Source organism: Streptomyces sp. NBC_01622 (assembly GCF_045209635.1).
Classification (GTDB): Bacteria; Actinomycetota; Actinomycetes; order Streptomycetales; family Streptomycetaceae; genus Streptomyces.
This window is the reverse complement of the sequence record NZ_CP109293.1, coordinates 6,316,206-6,329,072: the sequence shown is the minus strand read 5'-3', so window position 1 is coordinate 6,329,072 and position 12,867 is coordinate 6,316,206. Positions and strand designations below refer to the sequence as shown.

13 protein-coding genes and 1 pseudogene are annotated in these 12,867 nt (G+C 68.8%); 7 read left to right on the top strand and 7 right to left on the bottom strand.

Going from position 1 to position 12,867, the window contains the following annotated elements; genetic code table 11:
- Positions 1-137: 137 nt before the first annotated feature.
- From OH768_RS29150 to OH768_RS29140, 3 genes are all read left to right on the top strand, one after another.
- The gene (locus tag OH768_RS29150) at positions 138-305 is read left to right on the top strand and encodes a hypothetical protein (protein WP_406458467.1); all 168 of its coding nucleotides are present in this window, start codon (positions 138-140) and stop codon (positions 303-305) included.
- Positions 302-703, top strand: coding sequence for a nuclear transport factor 2 family protein (locus OH768_RS29145; RefSeq protein WP_406458465.1), 402 nt, complete (start codon positions 302-304; stop codon positions 701-703). Before OH768_RS29150 ends, OH768_RS29145 begins: the two co-directional genes overlap by 4 nt.
- 1,044 nt (positions 704-1,747) lie before the next feature.
- On the top strand, positions 1,748-2,293 hold the full coding sequence (locus OH768_RS29140) for a transposase (protein ID WP_406458463.1): 546 nt from the start codon (positions 1,748-1,750) through the stop codon (positions 2,291-2,293).
- A 106-nt stretch (positions 2,294-2,399) separates the two neighbouring features.
- Here OH768_RS29140 and OH768_RS29135 read toward each other — a convergent pair whose 3' ends face one another.
- The 6 genes from OH768_RS29135 to OH768_RS29110 form a co-directional block, all read right to left on the bottom strand.
- Complete coding sequence (locus tag OH768_RS29135) at positions 2,400-3,875, bottom strand: aldehyde dehydrogenase (protein WP_406458461.1); 1,476 nt, start codon at positions 3,873-3,875, stop codon at positions 2,400-2,402.
- A 273-nt stretch (positions 3,876-4,148) separates the two neighbouring features.
- On the bottom strand, positions 4,149-5,072 hold the full coding sequence (locus tag OH768_RS29130) for a helix-turn-helix domain-containing protein (RefSeq protein ID WP_406465488.1): 924 nt from the start codon (positions 5,070-5,072) through the stop codon (positions 4,149-4,151).
- A 318-nt stretch (positions 5,073-5,390) separates the two neighbouring features.
- Positions 5,391-5,813, bottom strand: a complete 423-nt coding sequence (locus OH768_RS29125) for a hypothetical protein (RefSeq protein ID WP_406458459.1) — start codon at positions 5,811-5,813, stop codon at positions 5,391-5,393.
- Between the two features lie 61 nt (positions 5,814-5,874).
- Complete coding sequence (locus OH768_RS29120) at positions 5,875-6,753, bottom strand: LLM class flavin-dependent oxidoreductase (protein ID WP_406458457.1); 879 nt, start codon at positions 6,751-6,753, stop codon at positions 5,875-5,877.
- Positions 6,750-7,448: a hemerythrin domain-containing protein gene (locus OH768_RS29115; RefSeq protein WP_406458455.1), complete on the bottom strand. Its 699-nt coding sequence runs from the start codon at positions 7,446-7,448 to the stop codon at positions 6,750-6,752. Before OH768_RS29115 ends, OH768_RS29120 begins: the two co-directional genes overlap by 4 nt.
- 96 nt (positions 7,449-7,544) lie before the next feature.
- Entirely contained in the window at positions 7,545-8,447 is a 903-nt protein-coding gene (locus tag OH768_RS29110) for an AraC family transcriptional regulator (RefSeq protein WP_406458453.1), read from the bottom strand.
- Positions 8,448-8,513: 66 nt separating this feature from the next.
- On the opposite strand from OH768_RS29110, the gene OH768_RS29105 reads away from it, so the two are divergent.
- Both OH768_RS29105 and OH768_RS29100 read left to right on the top strand, forming a co-directional pair.
- Positions 8,514-8,876 carry a LysR substrate-binding domain-containing protein gene (locus OH768_RS29105; RefSeq protein ID WP_406458451.1) on the top strand — a complete coding sequence of 121 codons (363 nt, stop codon included), beginning with the start codon at positions 8,514-8,516 and terminating at the stop codon, positions 8,874-8,876.
- Positions 8,877-9,472: 596 nt separating this feature from the next.
- A complete protein-coding gene (locus OH768_RS29100) occupies positions 9,473-9,670 on the top strand; it encodes an antitoxin (RefSeq protein WP_406458449.1) in 198 nt (65 codons plus the stop codon).
- A gap of 150 nt (positions 9,671-9,820) precedes the next feature.
- On the opposite strand, the pseudogene OH768_RS29095 reads toward OH768_RS29100, so the two are convergent.
- Positions 9,821-10,851 (bottom strand): annotated as a pseudogene (locus OH768_RS29095) (IS630 family transposase).
- Between the two features lie 1,161 nt (positions 10,852-12,012).
- Between OH768_RS29095 and OH768_RS29090 the strand changes: the two are divergent.
- Together OH768_RS29090 and OH768_RS29085 are read left to right on the top strand one after the other, a co-directional pair.
- Entirely contained in the window at positions 12,013-12,231 is a 219-nt protein-coding gene (locus tag OH768_RS29090) for a hypothetical protein (protein WP_406458447.1), read from the top strand.
- 80 nt (positions 12,232-12,311) lie between these two features.
- Entirely contained in the window at positions 12,312-12,743 is a 432-nt protein-coding gene (locus tag OH768_RS29085; RefSeq protein ID WP_406458445.1) for an SRPBCC family protein, read from the top strand.
- Positions 12,744-12,867: the final 124 nt, after the last annotated feature.

Below are 12,867 nucleotides of genomic sequence, written 5' to 3'. Positions count from 1 at the left end.
GACGGGCATGGGACCGTCGCCCCGCCGGCCGGCGTGGACTGCCGGACGAGCGGACCGGCCCGATCATCCTCATCGGCCGCAAGGACGGGTCATCGCCGACGAGGAAGACAGCCAGTTCCCCACACATCGTGCGGAAGATGGCGGACGCCACCGAGGGCAGTGCCTTCCGCGTGCTCCAGACACCGTCCACCTCACCGCCCGCGAGAACCCCGAAGGTGATCGGCATCGAGACCGACGCCTTCCTCACCGACCTGCCTGCCTGCCTGCCTGCCTGCCGCAGCCTGATCGGAAGGCCATCACCATGACAGACAACACCGCACAAGCGACGGCCGTGCCCAGCTGGGTCCTGAAGTTCGTGGACGCCATCGACACCCTGGACTTCGGCGAGGGCTTCGCGCCACTGACCGAGAACACCGACATGTTCTTCGGCACCGCGCACATCCACGGCGTCGAGGCCATCAAGGCGTTCTTCGTCAAGATCGACGCACCGCTGATCATCACCCATGAGGTCTTGGAGTTCTGGACCGCGGACAACGGCGTCCGCCTGCTGCGCGGCGAGGCGACCATGGCCAAGAAGAGCGAACCGGACAAGGTAGTGCGCGCCCCGTTCACGCACATCTTCTACCTCGACCGGGAAGAGCCGGTCCGTTTCCGAACGCTCCGCATCACCGCGGGCCCACTTCAGACCGACGCCGTGATGTGACCTGGCTCCGGGGCCGGCCGCGAGTGGAGTGACCCCCGAAATTCCGACACCTGGACGCTGGATGTTTCGTCATCCCCACTGCTGTGGGGCAAGTCCGCGGAGACGACCGCGTGGAACGAGGGCGGCTCGCAACGTCATCGAGTCCGGCACCCTCTTCGACAGCCCGAAGCACTGACGCTGTTCAGCGCCTTGATAGTGGGATTGTCCGGATGCCACACCCCTGCGACCCCGAGTACACCTGTGACCGCCCGGCAGACCGAGACCCGTTTGCGCGATCGCTGCGCACTTGGCCACCGCCTGGCCACCACACCGACCCGACAGGCCCGAGCCGACCGGCAACACGGAACAAAAGACCAGGTCAAGGCCCTACGAATCGCAACGGCCACTGGCAGTCGCCCCCAGACCTACGCATGGCGATGCGTAGCCCGCAGGTGCCCGCTCAGCCCGGATCCCAAGGTCAAAAGAAACAAGAAACCCCAGGTCACGGCGAGTGAGTCCCGGGGTTCCTCAGAGCCGCCTTCGGGATTCGAACCCGAGACCTACGCATAACGAGACCACGAGCGATCATGCTGTCTGGTGCATCGTCGTGCTGTCCGGTGACGTTTTGACCGGTCAGGACACGCGCAACAGGTTGACCTGTGCCACCCCGCGACGCACCGTCCAAAGGCATCTGTCCACCGACTGTCCACCGGCGGGACTCTGACCGGTCCGCCAGCGAGACCGCCGCCGGGCTGTCGGGATGCTGCCGGCCGGAGAGACGAGCGGAGGTCACTGTGGGACCTCTACAAAGCAACCCTCCAGCGGGTTCCCCCAAGGATGCCTCCCCGAGATGCTGGTTGATCCAGCCCAGGTCATCGATGTTGAGTCGGTAGCGGGCCCGGATGACGGCGACGTACACGAGCCGGGCTTCGGCGTTGATGGCCCCCTCTGAAAGCCGTCCCCAGAGGGCGGAATATGAGTGCATAGGTTATTTGTCGTACCTGAACGTGTGACAGGACGGTATCCCGGCTGGTCGGCGGCCATGCGCGTGCTGGGCTGGTCATTGTGAGCGAGCGCAGGTCCCACAAGACCGACCTGCCCGATGAGCAGTGGGCGCCGGTCGAGCTGGTGATCATCGCGTGGAAGGCCGCGCATCCCTCGGTCAGCGGCCATCGGGGCCGGTACGGGATGCGGGAGATCGGCAACGCGTTGCTCTACCAGGGCCGGACCGGCTGCCAGCGGGACCTGCTCCCGCACGACTTCCCGCCGCCCGGCGCGGTGAAGTACTGCTTCCGCACCTGGCGCGACGACGGCACCGACCACACCATCCATGACCTGCTGCGCCGGCAGGTGCGGGAGATGGCGCGCAGGAAGGCGGACCCGAGCCTGGTGGTGCTCGACACGCAGAGCGTGCAGGCGGCGGCCGGGGTGCACCGCGGCGACTGCCCGCTCACCCCGGACGAAGCAGCGAACCGGACATCAGGTCTCATATCGCCCTCTCGGGTCCACCGGTTCGGCCCTACCGTCATCAGGCCACCGCCTCGGAAGGCGCGGACGAGCGCGACTGACCCGGCGGCCGATGGAAAGCGCCGGTCGCGCATCAGGGCGTGACCAACGCCGCGACCGCAGAGGTCACCAAGGCGCGCCGTTCAGGTGAACCCGGCTCTGTGGCGGTCGCCGACCTCGGGTCGGATGGCGACCGCCACAAGGGGCGGTGTCAGGCGGGCAGATGGTCGGCGCTGGTGTAGATGGACTTGTAGTCCAGGTAGCTGCTGAGCCCCTCGGGACCGTACTCGCGGCCGATGCCGCTCGCCTTCAGGCCGCCGAACGGGGAGTTGAAGTCGATCGCGTAGTAGTTGACGCCGATCGTGCCCGTGTGCACCCGCCGGGCCACGTCGATGCCGCGTGCCTCGTCCTGGGTCCAGACGGACCCGGCCAGCCCGTAATCGGAGTCGTTGGCGATCCGTACGGCGTCGGCCTCGTCGTCGTACGCGATGACGGCGAGGACCGGTCCGAACACCTCCTCGCGGGCGAGCCGGTCGGAGTTGCCCACGTCGGCGAAGACCGTCGGTTCGACGAACCAGCCGCGGTCGTGGCCCGCGGGACGCCCGCCGCCAGTGATGAGCCGGGCCGACGAAGCGCGGGCCGCGTCGATGTAACTGAGCACCCGCTCCTGGTGCGCTTTGCTGGCCATCGGGCCGCAGGTCGTCGCCGGGTCGAGCGGGTCGCCGACGACGAGGCCGGAGGCGAAGTCGGCCACGGCCTCGACGATCTCGTCGTAGCGCGAGCGCGGTGCGAGGATCCGGGACTGGAGGGTGCAGGTCTGGCCGTTGTTCATGAAGGAGGCGCCGTCCAGACCGGCGACGAACGTGTCGAGATCGGCGTCGTCGAGCACGATCGAGGCGGACTTGCCGCCGAGTTCGAGGGTGCAGCGGCGGATCAGGCGCCCGCACTCGGCGCCGATCGCTCGACCGGCCGCGGTGGAGCCGGTGAAGGCGACCTTGTCGACGCCGGGATGGCTCACAAGGTAGGCGCCGGCCTCCCGGTCGGCGAGCACGATGTTGAGCACACCCGCGGGCAGGCCGGCCTCGATGGCGGCGTCCGCCAGCAGATAGCTGTCGAGCGCGGTTTCCGGCGACGGCTTGAGCACCACGGTGCAGCCGGCCGCGAGGGCCGGGGCGAGCTTGCTCAGCGCCAGTCCGAGCGGGAAGTTCCAGGGGGTGATCGCCGCGACGACACCGACGGGTTCGCGGCGCACGATGGTGGCTCCCCGCATGCTGGGGCCGAGCGCTTCCAGGGGAAAATTCTCGACAAGATCGGCGTTGCGGCGGAGATGACCGGCCGGCCCGAGCCCGTTGGTCTGTCGCGACAGGGCGATGGGCATCCCGTTCTCGCGGCTCACGAGGGTGGTGGCGAGGTCTGCTCGCTTGTCCCACGCGTCGGCGAAACGGCGCATGGCCTCGGCTCGCTCCGCTGCGGTGCTGCGGGCCCAGGGCCCGCTCTCCAGGGCGGCGCGGGCGGCGGCGACGGCGGCGTCGACGTCTGCGGGGCCGGCCATCGCGGCGATACCTATGGGTTCCTCGGTGGCGGCCTCCAAGGCCACATGGCGCTCATCGGTGCTGGGGCCGATCCAGTTGCCGCCGACGAAGAACATCGGCCGGTCGAAGGGGGTCTGGTTCTGGACGGTGTTCATGGGAATCTCCTTGTGAGGAGCGGCGGCTGGGAAAGAGTCCGGAATGCTTCGGAACTGCTGGTCGGGTGACGCGGCCCCGGTGTGTGCGGGCAGGCTGGAACGGCGCGGATGGTGGGAGTCGCGGTGCACCGCCGAATGCGAAGGCCGCGAGATGTCCGAGCGGGAGACGCTGCGGTCGGGTCGTCCGCCCGGAGAGGCGGTCGGCTGTTTTCGGGTACGGCGAGCAGCCGTCCGAAGACGGGCCGCAGACGAACAGCTGCTCTGCTTAGACGGTTATCCGGGTTCGCGCCCGGTGGCGTGCGGGTCGCCCGCCAGGTTTGGCTGATCCGCGCCCGGCTTCGACGCCGCCCAACTGGCGAGCATCCGCAGCGCGTCCTCCGACGGAGTGTCCGGCTCGGGGGTGTACATGATCAGTATCTGACCGGGGTCGGCCAGCCGGGTCGATTCGTATGCGAGCTCGAAGTCGCCGACGACTGGATGGTGGACGCGTTTGACGCCAGTGGCGTACGAGCGCACGTCGTGGCGAGCCCAGCGGACCCGGAAGTCTTCACTACGCGTCGACAGCTCTCCGATCAGGGTCGTGAGCTCCGTGTCGTACGGCGTCCGGCCGGCTTCGGCGCGCAGCAGTTCGGCAGAGTCATCGGCGATTCTGTCCCAGTCGCGCCAAAAGGTACGGGCCGCCGGGTCGAGGAACGCGAAGCGGGCGGTGTTGACCGGCCGACCCGGGTCGGCGTACATCGGTTGGTAGAGCGCTCGGCCGAGCGCGTTGGCGCCGATGATGTCGAGGCAGCCGGTGAACACAAGCGCCGCGGTGGTGGTCATCGAGTCGAGGATGCGCTGAACCGGCGGCCGCAGTCGCGGCCGTGCGGTGGGCGGCGCGGGTCGACGGGAGCGCCTGGCGTCGAGCAGGTCACTCAGGTGCGCCCGCTCGGCATCGGTCAGCTGCAACGCGTGATGGATGCCGTCGAGGACCGATTCAGAGACACCGGTGGCGTCGCCGCGCTCAAGGCGTATGTAGTACTCGACACTGATGCCGGCCAGTGCCGCGACTTCCTCGCGGCGCAGACCCTTGACCCGCCGAGCGCCGCCGAACACCGTGAGACCCGCCTGCTCGGGGGTCAACCGTGCGCGGCGGGTCACCAGGAACGCGCGGATCTCTTCCCGCACTCCGGGGCTGACCTGCTTGCCATCACTCATGCGATTGACGGTACGCCGCCGCTCGCCCGCCAACGAGTCACTCTCAGTACCCCCCCCCAGCGGATCCGTCACTGGCACAGCTGGGGGCCTCGCTCGGGCTGGGCCCGCCGAGCGGGGCCGCTCATCGAGCCGCGGTGTTGTCAGTCCTCGCCACTGTCGCTCGGCCGATCACGATATTCACGGAGGGTGGCCTGGTGGGCGCCAGCGGCGGCCTTGGTGACTTTGCAGGCCCGAGTGTCAGAGGGCGGTATGAGACCTGATGTTCGATGCACTGCTTCGTCCGGGGTGAGTGGGCAGGTCGCGGCGGCGCCGGGCGGCCTACGGCCGCGGCTGGGTGGGCAAGCCCTGCTCGGTCTCGGCGAGGATCCCGCGCTCGGCGAGCCGCTTGAGCTTCACGCGGGTGTTCTTGACGGTGTCGGGCGCGATCTGCAGGTCCATCGCCTCGCACATCTGCCGGGCCCGCAGCGGGACGCCGGCCGTGGTCAACACCGCCATGATCTGCTGGCGGGCCGGATGGTCCGGCAGTTGCGGGGGCGGGGCCGGCTCGGGCAGTTCCAGCAGCGTCTTGGGGGTGATCCGGACCTCCTCGGCGGCCCGGTGAGATTCCTCCGCCCAGTGACCGGCTGCACCGCGATCCTGCCCCGGCCGGACGCGATCACTGGGCAGTGGCGGCAGGAGGTCGTCGGCCCTCTCCTTCAGCAACACGCTGAAGACGCCCGCCAGTTGACCGGGATTCGACATGATGAGGAACCTGAAACGCAGGCTGCGCGGCTGCCCGGCCTGCGCTCCACATACAGAGCGATCAGGCGACGGCGACAAGTTCACGGACCTCGGGCGCGACCTCTGCCGCGAACTGGCGGAGGAAGTCGGCCGAGGCCGCACGGTAGAGGAAGAACGTGTCCGCCTGCTTGTTCAGAACCAGCTCGGCAAGCTGCTCGGCCCACACCGTTGCGGGGCCTTCGAGGAAGCCGGAGCCGGTGCCGAAGGTGCCCTCGATGTTGTAACCGCGGCCGATGTCCCGCGGCGAGCGGCCCGCGGCGAGCGCCGCCTCGTCGATGATCCGGTTGGCGTCCGGCAGCGCGGCCGGCGGGAGGAACGGGGAACTCGGGATCCAACCGTCCGCGATCGTCCCGACCACCCGCAGCATCCGCGGCTGGTAGGCGCCGAACCAGATGCCGATCTCGTGCCGCGGCTCGGGCCCCGGCTTCGCGTTGTCCAGCCGGTAGTGCTTGCCGTCGAAGGCGACATCCGTCTTGGACGTCCACAACGCGCGGATGAGCCGGGTGGCCTCCTCCAACGCCTCGATGGACTCCCCGGCGGTGCGTGCCGGCCCGCCCTCCGCGGCGATGGACCCCCACATCTGCTGGGCGCCGGTGCCGAGACCGAGTTCGAAGCGGCCGCCGCTGAGGATGTCGATGGTCGCGGCGGTGCGGGCAAGCACCGGAGGCGGACGCAGCGGAAGGTTCAGCAGGTTGGACATGACCGTGATGCGCTCGGTCCTGACGGCCATGGCGGTCAACAGCGCGAGGGTGTCGAGCCGTTCGGGCCAGTACGGGTGATCGGACAGCGTGACGACGTCGTAGTCGAGCTGTTCCATCAGTTCGGCCAGTTCCACGACGTCCTGCGGGTGGTCCGGGCTCGGCTCCAGCAGGGCGCCGAACCTCACAGTGCCGGTGGTCATCGGCTCACCCCGCCGCGCGCACCGACACGCTCCGGCGTGGCAGTGCCGTAGACCTGCTGCGCGTGGGCCGCGTAGGCCTCCGTGGCCAGACCGCCGATGATGCCGCTGACCTCGGGCGGCATCTGGGCGACGATGTCGCGGACGGTGTCCGGGTCCGCCTCGTAGGCCATCATGCCGAAGATCAGCGGGACCTGTTCCGGCGCGACGTCCCCCGCACCGTCGGCCAGCATCTGCCCCCACTCGGCAGCGGTGATGTGCTGAGCGAGAAGCGGTACGGCGTGGTCCTCCTCCGCCGCGAGGTGCTCCTTGAGAAGGTCCGAGAGCTGGGCCATCGACACGGCGAGGCTTTCGCGCTGCGCGGGGTCAGCGGTGCCGCGCCAGTGCGCCAGCCCGGCGCGCACCTCGTCCAGGACCCTGTCGATGTGTGCGTGCTGTTCCTCCATCAGTTGCGCGATGGACTCGGCGTCCGCCGCGTTGCGCTCCAGCAGCCGCGGCCACAGGTGTTTGTCCTCGGCGCTGTGGTGGTGATGGAGGCCGTTGTCGACGATCTGCAGGTGATCGGCGATGACGGCGGCGCGTGTGACATCGTTGTCGGCCACACCGCGGATGAGTGCCGGGGCAAGTCCGAACTCGCGACGGAACATCGTGTGGGCCATGTACATGTCACGCACGTCGGCCAGCGGTTCGTTGCTCATGTTTGCATTCCCAGGGGTTGCCGGAAGGACTTGGCGTTCCGGAATCTAGCAACCTGGCCTATGTCGGCAAAGAAAATGTCCAGGACGCGAATCGGGTTATCCGCGGAGCGTATGCAGCGGCTTCTGACCGAATTTCGCTTCGTGCGCGGCGGCGAATCTCCCCAGATGAGCGAAACCCCAGCGGCGCGCGACAGCGGCGACCGAATCCGTGGCCGGGTCGGCCACACGGAGCTCCTCGTGCGCCCGACGCAGCCGGACGTCACGCACGTACTCCATCGGTGACATTTCCAGATGCGCCTGGAATGCCTTCTGCAGAGCTCGCGGACCGACCCCGCAACGGTCCGCGAGGAGCGAGAGCGTCAGCGGCGCCTGCGGGTCCGACTCGATGATGTCGATGGCCGTACGGACCGACACGGGCCGTGCACGCGTGACGGGCGCACCGAGCGCCTCGGGGTGGGAGTGCGTCGCCGCCAGGAGGAATCCGTTCACGATGCTGTCCGCCAGGGGCCCGGCCACCAGCGGCTGCGACAGCAGACTGCCCGGAGCCGCGATCTGCCGGTTGACGGACACCAGCAGTTCGGCCCAGTTGCGTCCGAAGCCGTCGGCGTAGTTCATCACCGGGTCGAAGCTGACACGGCGGGAGGTACGGTCGCCCACCAGCCGGGCCAGCATGGTCTCCACCGCGGGCATGTCGATGCGGACGCACAGCCCGCGGTACCCGGCAGGCCAACGGGCGGAAACGGCGCCGCCACCGGGGTGGTACAGAGCCGAGCCCAGGCGGCTCACGGTCAGGTCCACACCCCGGTGACGTGACGCGAAACGCCCCGCGATGGGCACGTGCACGTAGAAACCCGTGCCGACGTCCTCGGTCTCCAGCCTCAACTCGCCGCTGAAATCGACCTCACCGATATGGATGGGACCGAGTTCGGCGAAGCGATACGTCGATACCGTCACCTCGTCCTGCGGCACGGATTCGATCGTCGACGTGCGAACGAGCATCAGACACTCCCCCGATGCCGGTCGGACCACTCGGCAGGAGACCGGGCATTCGAGTCATGCTAGCCCGTGATCGCGAGGCCGGCCGGGCGGTTCACGGAACCGCGGCCCAGTGGCACAGCGGTCACGACAGCCTTTGGAGCGCCGGGCTCTCAAGGCGGGTGCCCGGCTGCGCGTGAGGCGGGTGCCCGGCTGCGCGTGGACATCGAGTCCCAGAGCCTTGACGTGATGAAGCAGGCGGCCGTCAGCGGCTCCGCCGTCACAGTGCTTCCAGGTCCGGCCATCGGCGACGAACTGAAGGACGGTCGTCTGGCCGTCGTCGACATCGACGGAGTGCCGCCCGTGCGGGCCGCCGCTCGGCACGATGACGGGGCGCACCTCGGGATCCAGCGCGTCGAGAGCACCAACCCTGAAAAGCCGATTTCGCCCTGAGATGCGAAGAAACTCCCATATACACCGACGCGGCCGCTCTTTCGATGCCCTTCCCCCGATCGGCTACTGCGCGCACTCACGGCCAACCATCGCCAGGACCCGAGCCGGACGTGAGATCCGTCCGGACCGGACAGTCCCGACGACACCCATTGCCCCCGGGGCAGCGATCATCCTCTGATGGAGTGTCACGCACGCTTGTCCACCGGCTGTCCACCGGGACCCTTTGCGCCAGCATGATCCATCCTCTACGAGCAAGGAAATGACCAGGTCAGAGGCCTGACCTGGGGTTCACCATGGAGTCGCCTTCGGGATTCGAACCCGAGACCTACGCATTACGAGACCACGGGGGTTCGTGACGGCTGGTTCCGGCTCGTGCCGCCCGGTGCTGTTCTGCCTGATCAAAGCATCTGTGAACAGTTCCGCCGTGACACCCTGTGTTACCCCGTCCAAAGGCGTCCGGCCGCACTCTGGCCGCACACGGCCACACCTACAGATTTAGTAGCCCTCCAGAAGGGCGTTGTCACTGCCCCACAGGGTAGCTGCGACGGTGCTGTTCCGGCGCCCGAACCGTGCCTGTCAGCGACGCCGCAGTCCGCGTGAACCTCCACGAAGATCGGCTCCGCCAGTCCGGGCCGGGCACGACACGCCAGGCGTACACCCTCGACCTCCTCGCCCGGGAAGCCGCCAAGCCCACCCTCGCGGAGATGGCCGCACGTCTGGAGCGTGAAACCCGCACCGAGCTGGACACGACCGACATCCTCGACGCCATCGAGGACGGGCGGCACCGACGTTGATCGTCATCGACTGCTCCAGCCTCATGCACTTCCTCCTCGACCACGGCACGACGGGAACCGCGATCCGTGAGCGGCTGAGCCGCGCCGACACCCTCAGCGCCCGGCCTGCTCGACTACGAGATCACCTGTTGATCCGAAACTCAAAGGGTTCTATTCGAGGGTGTAGCGCACGTGGGGGCCGCTGAAGTAGCCGCGGACGATGTGTGGCTGACGTTGACGCCGATGGAAGAACCTGCGGGTTTCGACGGCGAGTTGGGCCTGGTCACGGGCCCGGTGGTGCATGGGCAGGCTCCGTTCGAGGTCGGCGTTGACCAGCTCGTCCGGGTTCAGCTCGGGCGAGTACGACGGCAGGAAGTGCAGCTCGATCCGGCGGGGGTGGGCGGCGAGCCAGGCGCGGACCTTGCGGGAGCGTGCGCGGAATGGCCGTCCAGGACGGGGTGGACCTTGCGCTCGAAGTGTCCGGCGAGACGGTCCAGGAAGCGGCACATGACGTCGGCGTCGAAGGTCTCGGTGAACACCATGAAGTGCATGCGGCCCTTCGCGCTGATCGCGGACATCGCGTTCACGGAGAACCGGTTGCCGGTACGGCGCACGGTCGGGGTGCGCCCCTTCTCGCCCCAGGTGCGGCCGGTGACCTGGTCGGAGCGGATGCCGACCTGGTCGGCGAAGAGCCCCTCGCTCCCCTCTGCCCTGGCCTTGGCGCGGATGGCCGGCCAGGTCTGCTGGTGCCAGACGCGGACGGCTTCCGCGTTCTGCTCGACGGCCCGCTTGTCCGGGCGCTGGAACGTCAGGCGCCATCGGCGCAGGTACTTGCCCACGCCCTGCTCGGTCAGCCGTACCCGGTACAGCTTCGCGATCAGATTCCCCACGCCGGCCCGAGTCCACAGCCGGCCTGCGAGACCCACATCACACGGCCGGTGATCCTAGACGGCCTGCCGGACGGCCTGTTGCTCCACCTCGCTCAACAGCTGGTGCTCGCCGGCCCGGCGCCCGCGGAGCTGCGCCATCAGGGCCCCACGTCCACCCGCGAGCCACTTCGCCCACCACTTGTCCACTGCCCTAAGCGACACCTGGAACACCGCGGCAACGTCCTCGCGATCCCGCCCCGCCACCAGCGCGGCCACCGCCCGTAGCCGCAACGCTTCCTGCGCCGACGGCGACAACTGCCGTGCGTCCCCCACCAGTTCACTCACGCGAGGTCCAACGACTCAGAACATCCACCGTCTCGGATCAATTAGTCCGGCCGGTGCCGGCTGCCGTGCGGCGACAGCGGCCGCGCGGCAGGGGCCGGGGGGATGACCATCGACGCCCGCTGGCATAGTGCCCGCATGCTTCGACGGGTACTGATCACCAGACGCCTCTCTGTCCTGACCGCCTGCCTCGTTCCACTGGCACCGGAACGCGTCAACCCGCCCGTGCGGTAGTCCCCTCCAACCCTCTCGATTGCCACCTCGGCACCGTCGGCGTAGCAAACCTCGCCGCAGTGAAGAACGGACCCTCTGGTCACTGGGGCCGGTACGTCGCGAGGGAGGACGCCGTGGATCAGTGTGGACGATTGCGGTCGCCGCGCCTCTTGGCCGTTAGGCGGCGAGACGCGCTCCCTTCGGAGCTCTCCCCGGGCACCGGAAGCGGCTGCCGGCAAGGCGTGGATGTGTCGATCTCCGGTGCGGTTCGGCCGAGCCACCCAGCCGTGGCCCTGGCCTCCCCGTCGGTCGGCACGGAGACGGCAAGGAGACGGAAGGGAGCGGCGGGCCGGAGTTCGACGCACACGACGGCTCTGCCGGGCCGTATGGCCACGAAGTCCATCCCGGCGTGGTGGCTGCGCGTGCCGATGCACCTGGCCCCGGGGATCCAGACGCCGCGCTCCGGGTCTCCGCGCAGGGCGCGCCACCAGTCGGCTTCGACCGTCACCCGGCACACCGCCGTCAGCGGCACGCGCACGTCGCCCCGGCGGGCGGCTGCCCTTTCCCGCCACGACAGGTGTAGGACCAGGTCATCACCATCGACGAACATCCGTGCCATTGCTCGGCTCCTCCTTTCCATCCTCGTCCGGGAGGCTGCCGGCTGTCGCGCGGGCGCTGCCACTTTTTGCCCGCAAGGTCGAGGGCCAGGCCCGCCAGGTCGGATCATCCGACGAACAGGCAGGTGGGCTGGAGGTTGCGCAGGAGGGCAACGTTGCGGGTGGCGTGGCCGACGACAGTCCCCGCCTGCGACCGGTGCCGGTCTGCTCCCTGCCGATGCGGGCCTCGATGTCGGCCAGGCTGTCCGTGCATCAACGGTACGACCACCGGACTCGTGAACGCTGACCTGCACAGCGGCCTGTTCCGGCGCATTCTGGAGTCATGGACGTACGTCCCCCTGTGGTCGTGCTTCCGCCGGAGTCGGACGGCGGGCGGCGCGTGACGATCCACGGCGCGCGCATGGGCACCGCATACAGCCTCTTCGACGTGCTGGACCTCCTTCATCGGGCGGGCCTGCCCGCCGAGGACCGGGCCGTCGACGACCCCGAGCTGATCGAGTGGCGGGGCGGCGGACCGTATGTATGGAACGGCACGACTTAACCGTTGCGTCCGCCAGGGCCGACTGCGCGCACACTGGTAGCAGCAGGCAACGCGTCATGAGCCGAACACGGAGGTGGGCCATGAGCACCCTCGAAGAACACGTCGACGTCGGAGTTCCGATCGACCAGGCCTGGGACGGCATCCACCGGGTGGAGCACTATCCGCGCTTCGTGGAAGGCGTGCGCGAAGCCCGTACGGAGGCGGGAGGCCGAGCGCGTCTGAATGTCGAGGCCGGCGGCCGGGCCCGGGAATTCCAGGCCGAGGTCGCCGACCGCAGCGGGGAACGCGTGATGGAGTGGACCACCACAGGCGCCCCCGACCTGATGGGCACCTTCTCGCTGGAGCCGATCGACCAGAACCACACCCGGGTCCAGGCACGGCTCGAGTACGACCCCGACACCATCAGGGAGACCTTCGGCGGGCCGAAGGGATTCGCCCAGGCAACCGCGATCGAACGGCTCGTCCACAGCGATCTGGAGCACTTCAGGCAGTATCTGGAACAAGGGCGGTGAGACGCGGCTGCGCGATCACCGCGCCGGGCGCGTGCCAGTGATTTACGCACCGGCGCGGTGTCGTTGCGGCTCATGCCCGCGGGTCCTGTCAGCGGACGCGCGCAGGTCATCGCCGATGGGCGGA